Genomic DNA, 21,902 nt, shown 5'->3' with positions numbered 1-21,902 from the left:
ATAATTTTTCAGATCTAGACTGCTACTTTTAAACTATAATCCACGCAAACTTCGATTTCCTCCCACCCTTCCTTAGGTCTCTGACAACTGAAACCAGCATTCCCGCTTGTGGAAGTATCCCTACCTTATGGGGCCACAGCCCATCTAATTCCATATACTTTACCGTCTAACCCCCCAACGTAAAAGCCCTTACTATCTACAGCTGGAGTAGACCAGAAGTTTCTTTCGGGCAAATCAGCTAAATCATAGATAAATTTCACTTCTCCTGTAACACTATCTATCACTGTAAGCCGGCCGCGCTCAGCTATCCGGTAAAGACGGCCATTTTGATATACCAAGGCTGAATTAATTTGTTTCTGTTGTACATCTTCTGTGCTAGAAGCTAAAGCGCGTGTCCATATTACATTACCTGACTGGCCATCAAAGCAATACACGGTATCTGAACGAGCATTTATAAATACTCGCTGGCCATCAGTTGCTGGTCCACGGTTAGAAAATTCATCAGGCGTATTTTCTGTCCAGACGATCTGGCCGCTATTTGCATCTAAAGCGCTAAAAGTGTAATCCGGTTTTACTACCCATACTTTACCTGCTGCCACCACAGGAGCATTATCACAAACAGGCATGTAAGTATCAGCATTGGCACTGGTCTTCCATACAAGGGCCCCCGTAGAAGCATCTAGGGCGTACCACATATCATTGTCCCGAACTATTGCATATAGGATACCATTTTCTATCCAGGGCCGTTGCCGCATAAGGCCACCTGTCTGATAAGCCCACTTTAGACCTCCTGTTTCAGCATTTAAGCAATATATCTTCCCATCACCCGAACCTACGTACACATAAGTTCCATAACACAAGGGTGAAGAAAGTACCGCCCCTCCTGTTAGATAACTCCATTTTAACCCTCCAGTTGCTGCGTCTAAAGAATAGACATACTTATCAGCGGAACCGAAGATTATAGAGGTTCCACTAGTCCCTACATAAATGGCCGGGGTAGAACATATCTCTCCTCCTGTAGCATAAGACCAGAGGAGTGTCCCATCTAACCCATTAAGAGCATATAATTTCCCATCGGCAGAGCCCACATATACCTTATCTCCATATACTGCTGGTGCCGCTTGAATAGCTCCCCCTGTAGTAAAACTCCAAGAAGAAGCTATATTACCATCACTCCAAAGGTAAGTAGCATATCCAAACCAATAATTGCTATATTCATCGCTTGCTCGTGCTTCCACAAAGTGTCTGCCCCGCGGAACAGGAGGTGTATAAGTAGATACATCAATACTACCTACCCAAGCCCCAGTTGCATCCTTGGTTAAAGAGACCCACGAACCATAACCATCTACCCGCGCCTCTACTTGAATTATTGGGTACACTGGAGTATTAACAGTAACCTTAACCTCAACTTTCCCTGTATTGGCATCAACGCCTGTCACTTCCACAACTGGAGAAGTCCTCGGAAGCTTCCTTAGAGGGAAGGTAAGCCATAAAGTACCACTATGCGTTTGAGGATCCCGCTTATAAATCTTAATGTGGGTAGGTGTTACCCGTATTACCGCATATTTAATGCTGTATTTTACATCCTCTACCCCTATCCACGGTATCCCATTTTCATACCGGATCTCCCATACATGGTCATGCCCACCTAGGAAGCATTTGACATTTTTGCCTTGCAGCAAGGAGATTAGTTTAACAAGTCCTGATACGTCATGATTAGGGTGATGCCCAAATAACACCACCGGCGTATCTCCAGCAATACTAGCGAGATCTTGTTCTAGCCAGTTCAATACTTTAGGATCCAAAGCCCCATCATTTTCCATAAAAACGCTTGTATCCAAAACAACAAAGTGCACTCCAGCATAATCAAAGGATTGATATAAAGGTTGGCCTATTTTTTGCCGCCAATCGGCCTTGCCATTAGGGCAATACCAACGGACATCATGGTTTCCGGCTGCTTCTTTGCGAGGTATTTGAAGGGAAGAAATCTGGTTGTTATAGGAGTCAAATTCAGCTAGGTAGCTATGGTTGGCAGTATCTCCAGTATTTACAACAAAGGCAGGCTTTACATATAGGTTTAAATCATCAATAACATATCCCAAACTTGTATTAGTAGTAGCCTCTTGGTGTACATCAGTATAATGGGCAAAGCAAAATGTTCCCACAGAACCATATTCTATATATATGTTAAGAAAGTCTGAGAACCTGCTAAAGGAAGAAGATGATGAAGAATTATAAAGACGTACTTTAATCTCCCCCGTAGAACTTATATATTTCTGGATCTCGTCTGCATCTATAGAAGACCAAATCTGGGTGGTGTCGCTAGTAGAAGGCCAAAAAGTCCGAACCACTTCCCAATTTCCAGTAACAAAATTCCATAAGGATAAATACAAGCGATTGGTGCTGGTAGTAGAAAGATGGCCTACATATTTGACTGTTAAACAAGATACATAATTGCGATTTACATCTATACTAGCGCTAGCTTGCCAGGCGGCCTTATAAGGAGAGGTAGAAGTAGAAGCCATTTCAAGATAAATCCCATCTTGAGCAGCTAAAGAAGTATAATCGCCAGAAGTAATGGTGCCATACTCAGCAGTAACCGCTGTAGGAGTATACTGTGCATTTTGAGCTTCGGGATTATATTCAATGGTAATGTTGAGCCAGTCGCTATATCGGATAAAAGTACCGTCGTCCTTGGAATTATATACTCGTACCCAAATTTCACCCGCATTCGAAATAAACCTTCCCAAAGCTGCAGGATCTGTGGTAGTCCATACCCGTGTTACATCAGAAGTAGAGGTAGTTGACTGGTCTATAGCTTCCCAGTTGCCTGTATTAAAATTCCATAAGGCAATCCATTGATCATTAGTGGGAGCAGAATATTTGGCAACAAACGTAAGGGTAAGCCGAGAAATGGCACTTTTGTTTACATGGCACAAAACTTTAGTATACCATGCCACACGGTAAGGATAAGTAGTGGTAGAAGAAACCGCATAGTAGTCACCATCATTATCATGTAACGCCTCGGGGCTTCCCGAGTATAAACTTCCATATTCTATTGAGGCTTGACGAATATCATAAGAGGCAACTTGAGTAGTGGCTGCTTCTACCTTTTTAATTTTTTTAGCAGTTAAAGGAATATTTATATTGAATGATACTAAGGCAATTGTTAAAAGGGTAACTAATATAAGCCTTAAGTATCTTTTCATAAGCTTCTCCCTCTTCTCTAGATACGATTTAAAATTTATTAAACTACTAGCACTTGAATATCCATCTTCTTAAGCTCTTCTAGAAAATCTTGAGGAGCACCTTTATCAGTAATAAGAATATCAATGGCAGAAATAGAAGCAAAACGTGCTAAGGTTACTCGCCCAATTTTAGAATGATCAGCTAAAATGATAACATTTTTAGCAGCCTCTACTATGAGGCTATCAGTATGGGCTTCCGTCATATTAGGGGTGGTTAAACCATAATCAATACTAATCCCATCCACTCCTAAAAATGCTTTGTCGACATGGATTTCCCGCAATACTCTTTCAGCTAAAGCTCCCACAAGTGAATATGATTTAGTTCTTACAGTTCCACCCGTGACTATTAAATTAATCTTTTCACATGGCGCAAGAATCATGGCAATGTTTACAGCATTAGTTACTACCGTAATATCCTCTCTTTCAATTAATAAATTAGCTAGCGCAGTAACAGTAGTACCACCTCCTAAAAAGATAGAGTCCCCTTTTTGGATTAGCTCTGCTGCTTTTTGGGCAATAGCAAGCTTTTCTCGAGGAAAATTACCCGTTCTATCGTTAAAAGACGGTTCATCTTCTATTCCCCCATTTATGGGAATAGCTCCTCCATGGATGCGGGTTAGTAAACCCTCTTTCTCTAGGGCATCTAAATCCCTACGTATAGTCATGGGAGAAACCCCAAGTTCCCGGCTTAATTCTTTTACACTTATGGGTAAACCTGCTTTAATTTTATCTATTATAATTTTTTTACGCTGAGCTGATATCATGATTTGGGGTCCACCTGTTCTCTTTTGTTATCATTCTATCTTCGCTATAATATATTCGCCAAGAAACGAACATTTCCTGCTAGTTTTAGAAGTTTTTTAGAAAAAGTTTTGGGTTATTTAATCTACTATTGGCCTTACTTTATTAGAACAATATAAAACAAAAAAGATAAAAACCAGTTTGCAATAACACCAGTTATTACACTTGACATCAGAGGTAACAAAATCCCCCAGAAACCCTGGGGTTGCCAAGAATTAAAAAAATTGTTCTCCTCATAACTCCCCTCCCCATTTTTTACAAGTATAACAAAATATTGTTTTAAAATTAGGCGATGCTGGCGGAACACTGAGCTTTTATTAGAGCCCGCCAGCATCGCCGATTCTAAATTTTACCTTTACCTAGATATGCGGGTTTCAACTATTTCATATTGATCCTTAGAAGGTGCAATAGAAAGAAAACCAGTTATAGGATCTAAATCCATATAATTCATCTTAGGTCCTTCAGGGGCTATCACCCAATTAACACCTAGAGATGATTGGCCTTCAAATGTAATATCTTTCAGGGGACCTACCATCATGGGGTTCGCAAACCATTTCAAACCATAAGGATGCCGGGTAGCTAACCATGCACTGTTTAACCAATCTGACTGCTGTTCTTTAGTCCATAACTTGGGGTTAGCAGAAGGCATAACAAGTATTTCTCCCCCTTTTTTAACCAGCTCCCATATTACTTTGTAATGAAAGGCATCATAACAAATGGCTATAGCAACATTGCCAAAAGGAGTAGAAAACACTTTTAATTCCTCTAAAGTGCCTGCATTAAGATCCAATCCATAGTTTCCATTTTCATCTTTATATTGCTCGGTAGGAACTAAATTAACTTTTTTCTGATAACCAATTAAATGTCCATCCGGCCCAAAGAAATAAGAAAGATTATACACAGTATTGTCATCTTTAACCAAAGTCCCATCTTCATTTACAGCTCTCATTGGAATAGACCCGGCTACTAAGTATACCCCATATTTAGCGGCCATCTCTTTGAAAGTGTTCAAATAGGCTTTAGCCATTACACCGCTTCGTTCAAGAAAGAGAGCCCTTACCCAATCAACTCCATAATATAGGCGAAAAGCGCTTACAGCAGCAAAATGCCTTTTGATTAAATTTTGTATGGCCTCCGCAAAAGTAGTAGCACTACGAAGAATATCAATATCATTATCGATAAAAAGCATAGGTAAACCTATATGTTCAGGAAAAGTTACTAATGTAGGGATATTAGGGTCTACCTTACCCATTACATCCTGCATTATACTATCTATCTTGGCCTTAAAAGCATCAGGAGAAGCATAATCTACTTCCGGATTCCATTTATGCTGGACTGCTACTACTTGAAAGGATTGACTAGCTGCCTTACTTTTGGAAGCTCCCGGCAATAAAAGAACAAATAATAACATTAAAGAACATATTAGTACACTTAACCGTCTCATAATCCTAGCCTCCTTTCCCAAATTTTAGCTGGAGATACCCTAAGATAAGGTAATTTAATAATTTATCCTCTTTCTCCCATCACCTCCCCTAATAAAGAAGGTTTCCCAAGGGCCTCCCAAAGGGAAGCTACCAGCCAACCAGCACAAGTGGCAAAAGCAGCACCTGTACGCACCTCCCCCGTAAACCGATCTATAGTCTCGCAAGCATATCCATTATCCATAGGGGCTCGGGCTATCTTATCTAGGGTGATCTGTCGGGAGTTTCCCAGTATTAATTCATTAGCTAAAGCTAACACCCAGGGGTGGCATGAATGGGGGCAAGCGGGAGCAGCAAAGGAACCTTCGGAAATCCAATAGGGATTAGAGCTACTATTTATCCACCTTACCGTATTTAGGAAAACAGGATCTTCTAGGGAACAAAAACCGTAATAAGCCAATAACCCTAAACTTCCAGGAGGTTCATCATAAAGTACATACTGACCATCCAGTTCGAAAGCCCAGGCAAACATAGGTCCATAAGGACCAGGAACCACTGCATAACGATACAAATTTTCCTTTAGCTCTGCCGCTTCCTGCTCAAACTCCTGGGCTTTTTCCTCTTCTTGTTCCCACCTTTTTAGATGGGCTAAAAAGCGCAAACCACGCCAAACTAGAACATTATCATAGGTTACATAGGGATATTGAGCAGGATCATCTGAAGGAAGGAGAAAAGTTTGATAAAGGGCTAGCTCGGGATGGCGAACTTCTTTAAGCTTTTTTTCCACCCTCGCTATACCTTGGCGAACTACTTTTTCCGAAAGAATAGAAGCATCCCCTGTCATTTCCCAATATCGTTCCAAAGCTACCAAAAAGGCTGCTAGTTCATCTAACTCAAACCCAGGATAAAGTATCCCCCCATCAATATAAAGGGCATGGATGCCAGGGTTTTTAGTATATAAATCAAAAGCTGTTAATAAGGTTTCACGTGCGGCATGGACATCTGCAATTAAAAGCCCTGGGAAACTCCATAATAAAGTATCACGCGTCCAGTGAGCAGCACTTACGTAATACCTAGGACTGCGAGAAGTTACTAATACTACCTGATCAGTATCCAAGGTACGGCCTCGCGCAAAAAAATAATTGAAGAACAAGTTCTGGTGAAAAATCCGTTCTAGCTTTGGATCATGGATTTTGCGCTTCATAGCCTTAAGGTGGTTAACAGTCAACTCCCAAAGAACTTCTACCCCATGGCGAGCCATATCTACCCCAGCCGTAGCTGCCCCATCAGCTTCAGTAGCAAAAGTTAGGTAAAAAGCTAGCTGCTTCTTTTCTTTGGGGCATAAAGTTAAATTATATCCTACTGTAAAAGGCAGTAAGGTATCTGAGTCATTATCTACTCGGACGGCAAAATCATCTTTCTTTTCTATGTCGTGGATAACGTTAGCTTCAGGACATGACTTTATAGCCATAGCCAGAGTTGGCAATCCAGCCACAACTTCTACAACTATGCTTCTAGTCCAAGGGTAAAACCTAAGTCCTCGAACCCCTTCTAAAGGCTGGCGATGAAAAATATGCAAATAAGAAGTACCGACTTTACCAGCTAATCCCGCTTCAAGCGCTAGTACTTCTGGGGAACTATTGCTCAATTCCCAGAGGACCACAAACCCGCGATAACCAGGAGGGGTAAAATAAATTAAAGTGAACTCTATACCTTCATAAGTTCCTTTAAATGTAGGGATCCAATGTTCTAAGAGAGTATTAGAGGTTACTTCTTCCAGGCAAATAGGTTTCCCCATATATTTAAGATAAGGGGTTAATAGCGGCTCTCTTGTTTTACTTTGCCCTCCAGGGCAGCCAGTTAGTTCTATAAGGCCTCGGGCTGAATATAAAAGTGCATTAACACTTAATATAGCGGCATCTCGCGCTCTGATTTCTGGTAAGGCTACATATTCATTAGCTAAAGCAAAATATTTTTCTTTATCCTTTTCTTCTTCCGGAACAGTAACGATATTCTGCTTAGGCACCTAAGCTCCACCCTTTCTACGTTATAGCTAATTAATAAAATGGACCTTTATTTTTAAGCCACCGCCTTTCCCGATTCCTTATCAAAGAAATGGGCACGGTTTAAGTTGAATACCAGCGCCACTTCCTCCCCTACCTTAGGCAGGCTAGAACCCGAAAGCCTGGCCACTACTTGCTGCCCCCCTAGGCTAAAGTATACTAGCCCCTCCGCCCCTAAAGGCTCCACTACTTCCACCTTCACCCTGTATACCCACTCAGGATGTGCTTCCCTTAACCTGTGCTCCACCGTTATATCCTCTGGCCGTAAGCCCAAAACTACTTCCTTCCTAGGAGCCTTAAGCCTCCTCCCCATATCTTCCGCAAGCGGAAAGCTAAAACCCTCTCCCTTAACTCTTAAAACCCCCTGCTCCTCCTCCAGCATAACCGGCAAAAAATTCATGGGCGGTGAGCCTATAAACCCCGCTACAAATAAATTGGCCGGCCTCTCATATAACCCTAATGGTGTGTCTATCTGTTGAATAATACCGTCCCTCATTACTACTATCCGGTGACCCATGGTCATGGCCTCTACTTGGTCGTGAGTGACATAAATGGTCGTTACCCCTAGTTTCTGCTGTAGTTTCGTTAGCTCCGCCCGCATCTGTACCCGAAGCTTTGCGTCTAGGTTGGATAGAGGTTCGTCCATTAAAAATACTTTGGGTTCCCGCACTATGGCTCTCCCCAAGGCTACCCGCTGCCTCTGCCCACCAGATAGCTCCTTGGGTTTCCTGGTAAGTAAATGTTCTATCCCTAAAAGTTTAGCCGCTTCCTCTACTCTTCTCTTTATCTCTTGTTTGGGCACTTTCCTCATTTTTAGCCCAAAGGCCATGTTGTCATATACGTTCATGTGGGGGTAAAGTGCGTAGTTTTGAAAGACCATGGCTATGTCCCGGTCTTTGGGCGGTACGTCGTTTACTAGCCGGTCGCCAATGTATATTTCTCCTTGGGTGATATCTTCTAATCCTGCTACCATGCGTAAAGTGGTGGTCTTGCCGCAGCCTGAAGGCCCTACTAAGACTATAAATTCGCCGTCCTTTATTTCTAGGTTAAAGTCCCTTACGGCTATCACTTGCCCAAATTTCTTCCAGACGTTCCTTAAGATAACACTTGCCATTTTTACTCCTCCTTAAGGCTTTCGCTTATTTCATGCCAGTCAAAGTAACGCCTTCTATAAATTGACGCTGCATGAAAAGAAATACGACCAAAACTGGAGCCACAGCTAGAAGAGCGCCTGCCATCTGCCAATGGATATTTAGCCCGTATTGTTCTGAAAAATATTGAAGCCCCACAGGAAGAGTTCTAGTAGCATCTGAACTACAAATTAGTAAAGGCCATAAAAATTCATCCCATGCCCAAGAGAAAGTAAAAATGGCTAAAGCCGACAAGGCAGGTTTGATATTAGGGAGCACTATCCGTATTAGAATACTCCCTTCTGAAGCCCCATCAATGCGCGCAGCATCAATTAACTCATCGGGTATACTGGCAATAAATTGCCGCATAAGAAAAATACCTAAAGCATCAAAAAGCCAAGGGAAAATTACCCCTGTATAAGTATCGATTAAATGTAAGTTCATAGCTATTCGATAAAGAGGGATCATGCGTACTTGAAGAGGAATCATTAAAGCGGATAAAAACACAATAAATAATGTATCCCTAAGGGGCCAGTTTAGTTTGGTTAAAGCATATCCTGCCATGGTGCTAGTAATTAACACTCCAACTACAATAATACTGGTTGTAAGAAGGCTGTTCCCAAGATACCGTAATATGGGAAACTGAGTTAAGGCTTCTTTGAAGTTATCTAAAGTAAAATGGCGAGGGATCCAGGTGGGAGGCACTTGGATTATCTCGCTTAAGGGCTTAAAAGCTGCTGAAGTCATCCAAGCTAAGGGTAATAGCATAATGATGGAACCTAAAAGTAAAATAGCATAGGCTAATATTAACTCCCCTTTGGGTGTATACTTGTGCATAAAAGGCACCTCTTTTTTCCAGTTTTCACTTTAATATTCGATCCGGCGTTCAAGAACTTTAAACTGAAGTAAAGTTAAGCACATAATTACTACCAAAAGTATTACCGCGCTAGCAGAAGCATAGCCAAATTCCCCGCGCCTAAAAGCCAGATCATAAATATGAATCACAAATACTCTTGTACTATCCAGTGGCCCTCCTGGCTGGCCATAAGTAAACCCTCCACAGGCCATGACGTAAGGTATGGTAAAAACTCTAAAGGCATTGATCACTAGGATAATAGCGTTAAATACTATGGCAGGATTTAAAAGGGGTAAAGTAATAGACCAAAAGGTCTTCCACCTGGTGGCTCCATCAATAGCTGCTGCCTCATACATAGTTTGGGGAATAGTTTGAAGCCCCGCCAAAAAAACTACCATAGAAAACCCGATCTGTTTCCAAACCCCCACCACCATCATGGCAGGTAAAGCATATCTAGTGCTCGCTAACCAGCCCGGTTGGGGTAAACCTAAAACTCCCAAGAAGTAATTGACAACCCCATTAGTAGGCTCAAAAAGCCATCTCCAAACAAAGGCGGAAGCCACCATATTAGTAACAACAGGAATAAAATAAATGGTGCGAAAAACCCCTTTCAATTTAAGAGCTTTCATATTAAGTAAAAAAGCAGTTCCTAAACCTAATACAATAATGGCTGGTACTACCCCTAAAGTCCAAATCACAGTTACTTTGACCGCTTGCCAAAATAGAGGATCATGAAAAGTAGTTATATAATTCTGTAGCCCTACAAAAGTAGGACCTTTACCGACCATCCGCCACTCGTAAAGGCTAAGGCGGACTACTTCGAGAAGGGGATAAAGTACAGTAAATATGAAAAGGAAAAGAGCAGGAAATACAAAGAAAATAGCCCATATAATTTGTCTTCTAGAAGCACCCATTTTTTGCTCCTCCAAACTAAGGTAGCAGCCAGCGCACGTAGCGCGCCAGCTGCTATTAAACTGTTTTTTATTTAAGCTTCTGGGCAATTAAGGCGTTTTCTTTTTGAGCCCCCTCTTTTACCGCTTCTTCTACTTTCATCCCTTTAAGCACAATGTTATCCCAAATTTCATTCCGGATTTTATTAACATCATTTTCTCCTACCTCTTGACACGGTCTAGCGTACTTAAGGGATTCTCGCACCACTTGGGCTTTGGGATCTTTCCACAAAGCTTCATCCTCTAATAAGGCTTTCATAGAAGGTAAGTCGCCCGCTTTAGTAATCCATTTAATTTGGGCTTCTTTAGAAGCCAAAAACTTAACCCATTCCCATGCCACTTTAGCATTTTTGGAGTCTTTGTTTACCACATACATCCAACTATGTCCAACGGTAATGTTGCCAGGCTTGCCATCAGGCATGGGTAGCTGGGCAACGCTGTAATCTAAGCCAGGTGCCATCTTCTCTATCCGGCCCCGAGTAACAGGATGGTTAATATAGAATAGAGCTTTCTTAAGTTCAAACTTAAACTGACCAGTCATAAATTCGGGTGAATCCACCTTATCTTGTACCATAAGCTTGTGTACAAAATTCCAAGCAGCCAACCCCTGCGGGCTGTCGTAATTAACCTTCTTGGCGGAAACATCAACTACAGGCCCCTCTATATTTTGATAAAGAAAAGCTGTATATACTGCCCATTTATACCGGGTATCTAGGCCAGCCTGAACCATTTTACCAGAAGCATCCTTTTTAGTAGCTGCTATAGCATACTTTTCCATTTCGGACCACGTCTTAGGAGGATTTTGAGGATCTCCGCCTATGGACTTAAAAATCTCATTATTTATAAACAGTACTAGCGTCTGCACATCAGTAGGTAAGCCGTAATACTTGCCATCCTTAAACCCTGGTTCAACCGTCCAGGCCAAAAAAGTATTTTTCACCTGCTCAGGGGTATAAATTGAATCCGGCATAGGCGCTAGCTTGCCGCCGTTTATCATCTCTAAAGCCATAGTGGCAGCAATCTGAAAAGTATCTGGCCCTGAACCTGAAGCTAAAGAGGTATAAAGCTTATCGAAATAGCTATCATAAGGAATAGGTTCTACTACCACACTCACTCCGGGGTGGGATTGTTCAAATTCCCTAGCCAGCTCTTGGACCACAGGGGTACGCGCCTCATGATGATGCTGCCAATGCACTATAGTTATCTTAGGCTTTTCTTCTGGCTTACCAGCTTGCGAAGGGCTCTTAGCGCAACCAGCAATAATACTTAATAAAGTAAATGTTATTGCCAATATGATAAGCTTAATACTTCTTTTCATTCTAAGCCTCCCCTCCTAATTATGTTTTCTGGCTTTAAATTAAAATTTACCCTTTAACCCATGCCTAAATTATTTTCCTACCCCCTCTCCTAAATCTTTTGACCGCGGTTTGGCACAAGAACCTCGTATAATTAACTTAGCTTCAAAAATCCGACTTAATGCCTCACTCCTTTCTCCTGAAAATAGGGCAAGCAAAGCTTTCATGGCAGCTTTCCCCATTTCATACGCTGGTTGCCTTACAGTAGTCAAGGGGGGATCAAGATATTGGCAAAATTTAATATCATCAAAGCCTATAAGAGAAACATCCTCTGGAATTGACCATCCCATATTTTTTATGGCTTGCATAGCTCCAATAGCCATAGTATCTGAAGCGATAAAAATAGCTGTCGGGGGTTCTTCGCTAGCCATTAATTCTTGGGCTAAAGCAGCACCAGAATGCCGTGTAAAATCCCCTTCACGGTAATAGTCTTCACGCCAAGGAATATGGTAATGGGCTAAACACTCCTTTATAGCCTCTAAACGTTCCTTGCTATCCGGTACAGTGGAATAGCCATTAATAAACGCTATCTTGCGATGCCCTAGCGAAAGAAGATACTCTATCGACGCCCACGTCCCCCCCTTGTTATCAACTTTTATGCTCGGTATTCCATTATTGGGAGGGTAACCTCCAATTATTACCGCTGGAAGGCTGGATTTCTCTAATTCCTTTAAGCAAGGATCATTTACTTGAGGAGCCGCCAAAATTATTCCATCCACTCGGTTGGTGCGCAAAATCTTTAAATACATAAGCTCCCGGATGGGATCGCGGCCCGAACGACATAAAATTAAATTATACCCATGATTGGTGGCCTCTTCTTCAATACCTTCAATCATTTCGGAATACATAGGAGTAGATATGGTAGGTACTATTAGGGCGATGGTCTTGCTAAACCCTAATTTAAGGCTCTGGGCAACGGCACTGGGCTGGTACCCCAAAGCTTTAACAGCTGCTAATACTTTTTCCCTTGTTTGAGGGCTTACTGGAGCGCTCTTATTTAATACATGGGATACAGTCGAAGGTGCAACACCTGCTGCTTTAGCCACATCTTTTATGGTTACCATTGTTTCCACTCCGAAAAATCGTTTTCATTCCTTTGAACCGTTTCAAATATAATTATTCGCCGTCGTTTTAATTTTTCCTTCTTCCAAAGCCTGAAATTTTATTATATAATCTTAGCGGAAGGAGTGGAAAAACATGGGTTTACCTTTACCTGTATTTGATTTCCATGCTCATCTTCCTTACACTGGCGAAGATTTATGGGGAAGTTGGGCAAAAAATTTTAGTGCTCGCTTTGGAAAGGAAAAGCTTAAAGTTTGGGATCTTAAGAATAAAGAAGCCCAAAAGAAATGGTGGCTAACCTATTCTTTCCCCTTTCCCGATGAACCTCAGCCTTCACCAGCAGAATGTGTTCAAAGATATGAGGAAGAAATAATTCGTTATGGCCTGTTGGGGATATGCTTTGTTACCGGCGGTGGTAATGAAACCCTAGGTCGACTTTTAAAGCCTTTTCCTCGCCTTTATGGCTTCGCTCACCATGATCCTTATTCACCGGAAGCGCCCCAAGAATTAAAAAGGGCAGTCCAGGAATTGGGAATGGTAGGCTATAAAATCCTGGCCCCTGCCCTAGAAAAAAAGATTGACCATCCTGACTTAGATCCTCTTTGGGAAACCTGCGCTGAGCTAAAAATTCCTGTCCTTATTCACTTTGGCCCCCTAGGCGGTGAAGCAGGAATAACTTATACAGAAAATATTAATCCTTTAGTACTTCATGATGTGGCTAAAGGATTTCCCAGTATACCTTTTGTTGTGCCCCATTTTGGATGTGGTTATTTAAGAGAACTTCTTCATCTCATGTGGGCTTGCGATAATGTTTATGTTGATACTTCGGGAAATAATGAATGGCGTCGCTATATTTGGCCTGAGCCCACACTTAAAGAACTTTTTCGCCTCTTTTATGAGCTTTTTGGAGCAAAACGTATTATTTTTGGTACGGATTCTTCTCATTTCCCCCGCGGATGGGTTTATAAATACTTTGAAGAACAATTCCGGGCTGCAGTAGAAGCAGGTATCCCTGATGAGGGTTTAAAAGATATCTTTGCTCAAAATGCTCTTCGGCTTCTAAAAATTAATCTTTAAAAATTAACAACTGAGCAGCTTCTTATAGACATAAGTGACATACATCATTAAGAGAGCTTAATATATATTTACCCTCATAGCAGTCTAAAATAGTTATACTACCGTTATCTATCCGAAAGCGCCATAGCCCCTCGAGCCCCAGCCCTAACGCCTGGCAAATAATCACCCGTAAGGTACCGCCATGGGCAACTATAGCCAACTTTTCTCCAGGATGCCGGGCAACTATTTTCAGAAAGGCTCGGTATACTCTCTCCTGGAGTTCCAGGTAGCTTTCTCCCCCAGGCACCCGGATGTTACTTGGGTCAGCCAGCCACTCCTTCCACTCTTCAGGGTATTGGCTGGCGATCTCCTGGTACGTTAGTCCCTCCCAAAGGCCGAAATTAAGCTCCCTAAGGGAGGAAAGTTCATTTACCGTAAGTCCATGGGCTTGAGCTATGATAATAGCTGTCTCTCGAGCCCGCCTTAGATCGCTAGCGTAAACTGCTTTTATATTTTCCTTCTGTAAACGTTCCCTTAGAAGTACAGCCTGCTTAAGCCCCCGGGGACTCAGCTCAACATCTCGATGCCCCTGGTAGCGACCAGCTTCATTCCACGCTGTCTCCCCGTGCCGAATGAGATAAATGCGCGTGCTCTCTTTCATAACCTTTCCCCTGTAAAAAGGTTCTTAAAAGCCTTAGTAAAATGGTATTGGACTCCCGTTCTTTTACAGCCACCCGGATATATCTTCCCTTAAGTACCGGAAAATTAGAGCAATCCCTAACCAATACCTTGTGCTGGGCTAAAGCATTAGTCAACTCCCCTGACTTCCAACCGCTCAAACTAATATCTACTAGAATAAAATTGGTCTCTGATCTGTAGGGGCGAAGGCCAGGCAGAGAAGCCAGGCCCTCAAAAAGATAAGCCTTTTCCACCTTAAGCCATTCCCAGGTACGTATTTGGTACTCCTTGTCCTTTACTGCTACCGCACCGGCCAGCTGGGCCAAAATGTTCACCCTCCAAGGATCGGACCTTTCCTCCAGGTATTTGATGATGCCTGGCGCGGCTATACCAACTCCTAATCTTAGGCCCGGCAGGGCAAAAAATTTGGTAAGGGAACGCAATACCACTAGCTTCTCTTCTCTAGCTGCTACCTGGACCAAGGAGAGCTCTGGCCAGTCTTCCACGAAGTCTAAGAAGGATTCGTCTACTATTAGCCAGATACCTCGTCGCCTGCTTTCTTGCCATATACGGTAGACAGTATCGTAGGGGAGCAAATTCCCAGTGGGGTTGTTGGGATTACATAAGAAAGCCATATCGGATTGGTCCAGCAAGCAGCAATAACCTTCCACGTCGAGCTTAAACCCTTGGGTAGGTAACAAGGGACAAAAGATCACCCGGGCTCCGGCGGCTTCAGCTGCCCGGGCATACTCCGAAAAAGTAGGCTGGGCCACCAATACAGTCCGTGGTCTAAGTAGAAAACAAAGGAAATAGATAATTTCCGTAGCCCCGTTCCCTACCAATAAACTATCTGGTTGAACACCTAAGTAGGCAGCCAGGGAGCTTTTAAGCTCTAAATTAGTAGGGTCCGGATAACGCTTAACCGCCTGTAGATTTTTAATCAGGGCTTCCAGAACACAGGCTGGGGGACCCAAGGGGTTAATATTAGCACTAAAATCCAGAAGCTCACCTGGTTCCCACCCGTACTTCTGCCGTACTTCCTGCCAGTTCCCCCCGTGGAGGGAGGAAAAGGTCCCGTTCCCCAACCTTCACCCCCCCGCTAACTACCCTGGCGGGCAGTAAGCTAAGGAAAGGATATCGCTCCTTTAAAAGGGCCTCCAATTTCCTTTGATCTACGGCCCAGGGCTTGTATAGAATCCCCACTACGGTTCCGCTGTGGGCTACGTTTACCCCTAAAGCACCGCACGAGATAGCTATGCTAAAGATAAATTGTAATTCTGCCTTCGGCAAGATCCTTTGATTGGCCCAGGCGCTTAAGGTAGCTCCCCGCGCTATAAGAGCGGCATTACCCTGCGCGAGCCCCTCTTTGACTAATCTTGTGGCTTCCCTGACCCATTTTTCTTTGGCCCGGTTGAGCTCCAAGAGATCCGGCCGACGGTTGAAAGCCAGGGTATCTACAGCCCCTCCTAAATCTACTATAAGGACTTCCAGAGGAGGAGGCTCCCCCAGGTACTCCCACCGTTTACCAGATATATGCTCAAAAAGGGATATACCAGGTAAGAATACCCCATCGCTGGGCTCTACTTGCACCACGATCCTGGCCAGTTCTTCTAAAGTCAGTTCCCGGCCAGCGGCCAAGGCAGTGGCCACGGTAGCAGCGGCCACATCTGCTGTGCTGCTGGCTAACCCTTTACCCACCGGTAGGGGATTCTCTATTTCCACCAGAGCGCCAGCCCTTATCCCTAAGAATTCCAAAGTCAGACGGACAGCCTGCAAAGCTTTACTACGTCCGGCCGGTCCCTTTAAGTAATCTTTGCCCCTTTCCAGGGTTACCGTAACCTGGGAACCCTTATCAATAGGGCAGGTTATTAAAAAATAGCTTTCTCCCACAAGCCCCTGTACCAGTTCTCCACAGGACCCGGGAACATAAGCAGTAGCTCGCATCTTCTTTCCCCTTATTTCTCCTTTTAATCTCACAGCAGGCTTACCCGTCCCGCTCCTAATCCCCTTCTATTTTAAATCCAGCGCTTCTGAAACTCCGGCCTCAGTGAAGGTGGCCATCTCGTTATAGATTTTGAGGGCGGCATCTCAGATCTTCCAGTACTCCCAAGCTCCCGGGGGCTTGGTTAGGTTATCTAGTCTTTTTTGTACTACCGCTTGTATCTCCTGTTCGACTGGATTAATGTACTTAAGGGTCTGCGCTAGTAAAGACATGATAATTTATCCCCTCCCCTTTCCTCCTCGCCCTAGTTTCTGATACCTCCGGCAAGCTTCTACAAACCTTTGGGCCAGCTTTGTATTACCCACCCAGTGGAGGTGGAGATAAGAGGCCAGGATGTTATTGAAGGCATAACCATCAAAGATGCTGCTCGCTGTACCTGGCCAGCTATAGGCCCAAGGGAAGAAAGTCTGTAAGGGCTGCAGGCGGGAATAATGAAATTCATGGCCGCGCACCATCTCCCCTGGGCGAGTATAAAGGGTATGCCGTAAGGTCCTGGCTTGCCGGTAGCCCATGCCAGCCAGCCGTTCTTCCATACGGCAAAGGGCCGGTATCACACCAGCTAGGGGCCAATACCGGCCGTTATGGTCCCGGAGCCCTCGGCTTAAATACATTAACCCTCCACATTCAGCATAAAGGGGGAGGCCTTGGGCGGCTGCTTGGGCCACTGAGTGAAGCATCCTCTTGTTAGAAGCAAGTTCCGGTAGAAACACCTCCGGAAACCCGCCTCCAACAACCAAACCTGCGATTCCGTCTGGAAGCTTTTCCTCCTTTAAAGGGCTAAAGGGTATCCATTCCACCCCCAGGGCGGAAAGGTAATCCAGCCCGTCTTGATAATAGAAGTTAAAGGCCTTATCCCAGGCAAGAGCAATGGGAACCTTGGTTACAGGAAATTTAGAAGGAAAACAGGTCTCCGTGGGCCGAGGCAAAGGGCCTGCTCGCCTTGCTATTTTAAGGATTTCTTCTAAGTTTAGGCTTGCCTCTAAAGCCAACCCTAGCCGCTCTATATCCCCTTTTATACCTTCCTGCTCCAGGGCCGGCACAAGGCCTAAATGACGGGAGGGTAAGGCAGGTAAAGCTCCCTTACTGATCCATCCCACCACTGGTACACCTGTGGCCTTCTCAATGGGGCCCCGGACCAGCTCCAGATGCCTATTACTAGATACACGGTTTAGGATTACGCCAGCTATGTTTATCTGTGGATCTAGCTGGCAAAAACCCAAAACTAAAGCTGCTGCGCTCTGCCCTAGGGAGGCCACATCTACTACCAAAAGCACAGGAGCCTTAAGAAGTTTGGCTACCTCTGCCGTGCTGCTTGATCCATCCTCCAAGCGGCCATCGTATAAGCCCATAACCCCTTCCACAATAGCCAAGTCGCAACCCTGAGATGCGCGTAAGAAAAGCTCGAGGACCCCTTCCGGTGGCACTAGAAAGGTGTCCAGATTCCGTGAAGCTCGACCGGTAGCCACGGTATGGAAACCAGGATCGATGTAGTCGGGTCCTACCTTAAAACCCTGAACCCGCCATCCCCTGCGGGCCAGGGCTGCCATAAGGCCCGTGGCGATGCTCGTTTTACCTACACCGCTTTTTATCCCGGCTATAACGAGGCGGGGTATAACCATTTTTTCACCTCTAATCCCACAATTAATCATCGCACACAGGCTTTTCTCCTACTAATGCCTTTCCAACCATTAGCTACAACGGCCAGACTATGAAACTATCTCGCGCTTCTCCCTATTAATGTCTTCCTACCACCAGTAAAACCAAACTAGAAGCTATAGCGAATAATAGATAAGCTATAATTACTAGGTTTATCGCCTTATATATATGAGCTACCTCCGGCTCCCCTCCACCCTGGCCTATGAAGGGACGCATTTCAGGTCTTCCCTGGTAGTAATTTAGGCCGCCCAAGCGAACACCTAAGGCACCAGCCATGGCCGCTTCCGGGTACCCGCTGTTGGGGCTGGGATGGCGGCTCCCGTCCCGCCATAACACCCGCCAAGCCTCCCCCGCCTTACCCCCTAACAAGGCGGCCAAACAGAGGAAGACACCTGTAAGGCGAGCGGGTATAAAGTTAGCGAAATCATCTACCCGGGCTGCAGCACGGCCGAAATAAAGGTAGCGCTCATTTCTATACCCCAGCATGGAATCTAAGGTATTTATAGCCCGGTAAGCCATGGCTAAAGGCACCCCACCCACCAGGGCATAAAGAAGAGGAGCCAAGATCCCATCACTTGTATTTTCGGCCACACTTTCGATGGTCGCCCGGGCTACCTCCCTTTCCTCCATCCGCTCAGTATCCCGGCCCACTAGCATAGCCACCTTACGCCGGGCGGCTGGTAAATCCCCCCGGCTTAAACAAGAAGCTATCTCCCAAGCTGTAAGGCATAACCCCCGCGCAGCTATGGTAGTAGAAAGTAGCCACGCGCTTAAAAAATACCCCCATAGCCAGCCTATCTTATAAGCTAAGGTAATCAATACCTTGGTCACGAGCCAGCTTAACCCCACAATTATAACTTCTATGATCATCCCCGCCAGATACTTGAGGCGGGGGGTTGTAGCCCAGGGCCAAAGTAACCTCTCCAGCTTAACTACACTTAAGCCCATTACCTGGGTAGGGTGGACCAACCAGCGGGGATCACCTATGAGCACGTCTAGAAGCAGAGCTAAGAAAAAGACTTCCAGGCTAACGGGCAAACCACCCACCTACCAAGGGTCGTTCTAACCCCATAATCTGGCCTAGTTTCTCTAAATCGAGATGGGAGGCCACTGTTCTGGCCAATTCCTCTAATCTTTTCTCTTGCTCAGCCTCAAATCCTCGCCTATAACCCTCCCCTGGTCTTAGGCCCCGTCTCTGGCGAAGTTTTTCTATAAAGCTTTGCCGGAAGCCATCGTTATCGAAAATACCGTGGATATAAGTACCCCAAATATGCCCCTCTATAGATACAGCTCCATCTTGTATCTCGACAGCCTCTCCTCCCCTGCTCCTTATATAAAAGGCAGGGATAACGTCCCCACATTTTTCGCTAATACCCATATGGATCTCATAGCCCTTTAGTGTCCCACAGGCGGTTAAGCCCCATAAGGGCCCTAGCCCCGCCACCTCCGCTTCCACTAAATACGTGGCCTTTTGAAGCTTAAAAGTAGTAATCATAGGCAATAATCCTAACCCTTCCACTTCCGGAGTGCTACTTTCTACCATAAAGGGGTCCCGGATAAGTTTGCCCAGCATTTGAAAACCACCGCATATACCTACTACCGGCGTCCCTTGCCGAGCTAGCGCAATGATCTCTTTATCTCGGCCATATTGCTTTAATAAAAGTAGATCTTCAATAGTATTTTTGCTTCCCGGTAGAATTACAAGATCCGGTCGGCCTAAAGGTTTAGATACCTCCACATAGCGTACCCTTACCCCCGGCTCCCTCTCTAGAGCATCAAAATCGGTAAAGTTGGAAATGCGGGGGAGGAGAACTATAGCTATGTCTAGCTCACCTGTCCCCGGATCTTTGGTATTCCGTTGCCGTTCTTCCAAGGCCACGGAATCCTCTTCAGGTAAACTGGGTCCCGGGAGATAAGGTATTACACCTAATACAGGTTTCCCTGTCCTTTTCTCCAGGAAATCTAAAGCAGGCTTAAGGAGAGAAAGGTCGCCCCGGAATTTGTTAATTATGATGCCGGCTACTAAATCTCTCTCTTCAGGTTCCAGGAGCTCTAAGGTGCCCACCACAGAGGCTAAGGCCCCTCCCCGGTCTATGTCGGTCACCAACAAAACAGGAGCTCCTACCATCTTGGCGATGCGCATATTGGCTATCTCCTGGTCCTTTAAATTTATCTCCGCTGGGCTCCCCGCTCCCTCGATAACTATGATCTCAAATTCCGCTGCCAGGGTAGCGTAAGCCCGGGCTACTGTATCAAGCAAGCTTAGGGCAAACTCCTTATGATACTCCTTGGCTCCTAAATTTCCGACCGGCCTACCCATAACTATCACCTGAGAACAAGAGTGGCCGGTGGGTTTAAGCAGCACAGGATTCATCTCTACCCGCGGCTTTATCCCTGCTGCCCAGGCCTGTACCACCTGAGCTCGCCCCATCTCCCCGCCATCCGCGGTGACATAAGAGTTATTGGCCATATTTTGGGCCTTAAAGGGAGCTACTTTATAACCGGCCCGGTAGAATATCCGGCAAAGGGCGGCGGCTAGCACACTTTTACCTACATGGGAGCTAGTCCCCTGGAGCATGATATTTTTAGCCTTCAGCCTTAAAACCCCCTTTAAAAGCCAAATGTAAGAGGGCATTGACAGCCGCGGCGGCCACTGTGCTTCCGCCCTTGGATCCACGGACAGTCAAGAAAGGTACTGGGCTCTTCTCCAAGGCTTCTTTAGCCTCGGAAGCTCCTACAAAGCCCACCGGCGTCCCGATAATGACTGCCGGCCGGGTCTGCCCGCTCTCTATGAGTTCCAGGAGGCGGAACAAGGCGGTCGGCGCATTACCGATGGCTACTACGGAACCCCACATTCGAGGTGCCAAGTACTCCATGGCCACCATGGCCCGGGTCTCCGATCTTGCCGTGGCCATCCTTATAACCTCTTCCTCCCGGATAGCGCAGATTACAGGACATTTCCCCTTAGCGGCCAAAGAAGCATTTATACCACTTCTAACCATTTCCACATCTGTTACTATGGCTGCTCCCTGGCGCAAGGCCTTTAAAGCTTCGGGCACCAGATCCGGGTGGATAACTGTTAAGCTGGCGTAACTTAAGTCGCCGGTGGCATGGATTATACGAGTGAGTATCTGTTTTTCCTCGGGAGCCCAAGCTCCTTCCAGATGGGCGGAAATAAAGGCCTGGCTTTTTTCCTCAATATCCTTAGGGTCTCGCAAAAAATTCACCCGGTGCCACCTCCTGGATGCGCTCCACTATAATCTCCGCGATCCTGCGGTCAGCCCCTAAATTAGCGGCATAGATAAACTCTACCTGGGGATAGGTGGCCCGCAGCTTCTCTAATTGCTCTGGTATATCCCTCTGCACATGGAGCCCGTTACAAAAAAACATGGGTACCACGACAATTCTCTTAGCCCCTTCCTCCACCGCCCGGGCTACCCCTTCTGCTAGATCGGGCCGGGCACGCATCATATAACAGGCGTCCACCGGAAGCCCTCCTAAAAGCTCGCCTACTTGGGAAGCGAGCTTTCGCAAGTGTTCGTTAGCCTCGGGTATGCGGCTCCCATGACCCAAAAGGATGATCCTGCTTTGCATCAATCTTCCTCCCCAAACTCCTTGACTTTA

Annotated in this window: 19 protein-coding genes; 1 reads left to right on the top strand and 18 read right to left on the bottom strand. The window is 45.2% G+C overall.

From position 1 onward, the window contains the following. Positions 1-125 precede the first annotated feature (125 nt). From B9A14_RS09315 to B9A14_RS09270, 9 genes are all read right to left on the bottom strand, one after another. Positions 126-3,209, bottom strand: a complete 3,084-nt coding sequence (locus B9A14_RS09315; RefSeq protein ID WP_084665434.1) for an outer membrane protein assembly factor BamB family protein — start codon at positions 3,207-3,209, stop codon at positions 126-128. A gap of 38 nt (positions 3,210-3,247) precedes the next feature. Continuing rightward, a complete protein-coding gene (locus tag B9A14_RS09310; RefSeq protein WP_084665433.1) occupies positions 3,248-4,012 on the bottom strand; it encodes a DeoR/GlpR family DNA-binding transcription regulator in 765 nt (254 codons plus the stop codon). 392 nt (positions 4,013-4,404) lie between these two features. Next, the gene (locus B9A14_RS09300) at positions 4,405-5,493 is read right to left on the bottom strand and encodes a nitrilase-related carbon-nitrogen hydrolase (protein WP_084665431.1); all 1,089 of its coding nucleotides are present in this window, start codon (positions 5,491-5,493) and stop codon (positions 4,405-4,407) included. Between the two features lie 62 nt (positions 5,494-5,555). After that, positions 5,556-7,496, bottom strand: coding sequence for a glycoside hydrolase family 125 protein (locus B9A14_RS09295; RefSeq protein WP_084665430.1), 1,941 nt, complete (start codon positions 7,494-7,496; stop codon positions 5,556-5,558). Positions 7,497-7,549: 53 nt separating this feature from the next. Next, positions 7,550-8,647, bottom strand: a complete 1,098-nt coding sequence (locus B9A14_RS09290) for an ABC transporter ATP-binding protein (RefSeq protein WP_084665429.1) — start codon at positions 8,645-8,647, stop codon at positions 7,550-7,552. A 25-nt stretch (positions 8,648-8,672) separates the two neighbouring features. Continuing rightward, positions 8,673-9,500, bottom strand: coding sequence for a carbohydrate ABC transporter permease (locus tag B9A14_RS09285; RefSeq protein WP_231967674.1), 828 nt, complete (start codon positions 9,498-9,500; stop codon positions 8,673-8,675). 30 nt (positions 9,501-9,530) lie between these two features. Continuing rightward, positions 9,531-10,433, bottom strand: a complete 903-nt coding sequence (locus B9A14_RS09280) for a carbohydrate ABC transporter permease (protein WP_084665428.1) — start codon at positions 10,431-10,433, stop codon at positions 9,531-9,533. A 67-nt stretch (positions 10,434-10,500) separates the two neighbouring features. Then, complete coding sequence (locus tag B9A14_RS09275; RefSeq protein ID WP_084665427.1) at positions 10,501-11,787, bottom strand: ABC transporter substrate-binding protein; 1,287 nt, start codon at positions 11,785-11,787, stop codon at positions 10,501-10,503. Positions 11,788-11,856: 69 nt separating this feature from the next. Continuing rightward, complete coding sequence (locus B9A14_RS09270; protein ID WP_084665426.1) at positions 11,857-12,888, bottom strand: LacI family DNA-binding transcriptional regulator; 1,032 nt, start codon at positions 12,886-12,888, stop codon at positions 11,857-11,859. Positions 12,889-13,021: 133 nt separating this feature from the next. On the opposite strand from B9A14_RS09270, the gene B9A14_RS09265 reads away from it, so the two are divergent. After that, entirely contained in the window at positions 13,022-13,963 is a 942-nt protein-coding gene (locus tag B9A14_RS09265) for an amidohydrolase family protein (protein ID WP_084665425.1), read from the top strand. A 22-nt stretch (positions 13,964-13,985) separates the two neighbouring features. On the opposite strand, the gene cobC is transcribed toward B9A14_RS09265, so the two are convergent. The 9 genes from cobC to B9A14_RS09225 form a co-directional block, all read right to left on the bottom strand. Beyond that, positions 13,986-14,603 carry an alpha-ribazole phosphatase gene (cobC, locus tag B9A14_RS09260; protein WP_084665424.1) on the bottom strand — a complete coding sequence of 206 codons (618 nt, stop codon included), beginning with the start codon at positions 14,601-14,603 and terminating at the stop codon, positions 13,986-13,988. Further along, entirely contained in the window at positions 14,548-15,705 is a 1,158-nt protein-coding gene (cobD, locus tag B9A14_RS09255; protein WP_084665423.1) for a threonine-phosphate decarboxylase CobD, read from the bottom strand. Before cobD ends, cobC begins: the two co-directional genes overlap by 56 nt. Beyond that, a complete protein-coding gene (locus B9A14_RS09250; RefSeq protein ID WP_157109899.1) occupies positions 15,626-16,564 on the bottom strand; it encodes a GHMP family kinase ATP-binding protein in 939 nt (312 codons plus the stop codon). The genes cobD and B9A14_RS09250 overlap by 80 nt, the downstream gene beginning before the upstream one ends. Positions 16,565-16,708: 144 nt before the next feature. Then, a complete protein-coding gene (locus B9A14_RS17740) occupies positions 16,709-16,834 on the bottom strand; it encodes a nicotinate-nucleotide--dimethylbenzimidazole phosphoribosyltransferase (RefSeq protein ID WP_231967673.1) in 126 nt (41 codons plus the stop codon). A 6-nt stretch (positions 16,835-16,840) separates the two neighbouring features. Then, complete coding sequence (locus B9A14_RS09245; RefSeq protein ID WP_084667098.1) at positions 16,841-18,241, bottom strand: cobyrinic acid a,c-diamide synthase CobB; 1,401 nt, start codon at positions 18,239-18,241, stop codon at positions 16,841-16,843. A 115-nt stretch (positions 18,242-18,356) separates the two neighbouring features. Further along, the gene (cbiB, locus tag B9A14_RS09240; RefSeq protein WP_084665421.1) at positions 18,357-19,316 is read right to left on the bottom strand and encodes an adenosylcobinamide-phosphate synthase CbiB; all 960 of its coding nucleotides are present in this window, start codon (positions 19,314-19,316) and stop codon (positions 18,357-18,359) included. After that, positions 19,306-20,856 (bottom strand): cobyric acid synthase, encoded by a 1,551-nt coding sequence (locus B9A14_RS09235; protein ID WP_197686501.1) that lies wholly within the window; start codon positions 20,854-20,856, stop codon positions 19,306-19,308. The genes cbiB and B9A14_RS09235 overlap by 11 nt, the downstream gene beginning before the upstream one ends. 7 nt (positions 20,857-20,863) lie before the next feature. Continuing rightward, a complete protein-coding gene (locus B9A14_RS09230; RefSeq protein ID WP_084665419.1) occupies positions 20,864-21,505 on the bottom strand; it encodes a precorrin-8X methylmutase in 642 nt (213 codons plus the stop codon). Continuing rightward, positions 21,483-21,872: a sirohydrochlorin chelatase gene (locus tag B9A14_RS09225; RefSeq protein WP_084665418.1), complete on the bottom strand. Its 390-nt coding sequence runs from the start codon at positions 21,870-21,872 to the stop codon at positions 21,483-21,485. The genes B9A14_RS09230 and B9A14_RS09225 overlap by 23 nt, the downstream gene beginning before the upstream one ends. Between the last annotated feature and the right edge of the window lie 30 nt (positions 21,873-21,902).

This window comes from Thermanaeromonas toyohensis ToBE, from assembly GCF_900176005.1.
Lineage (GTDB): Bacteria > Bacillota > DSM-521 > Neomoorellales > Neomoorellaceae > Thermanaeromonas > Thermanaeromonas toyohensis.
Note: the sequence above shows the minus strand (reverse complement) of the source record. Positions and strands in the feature narration are given on the sequence as shown.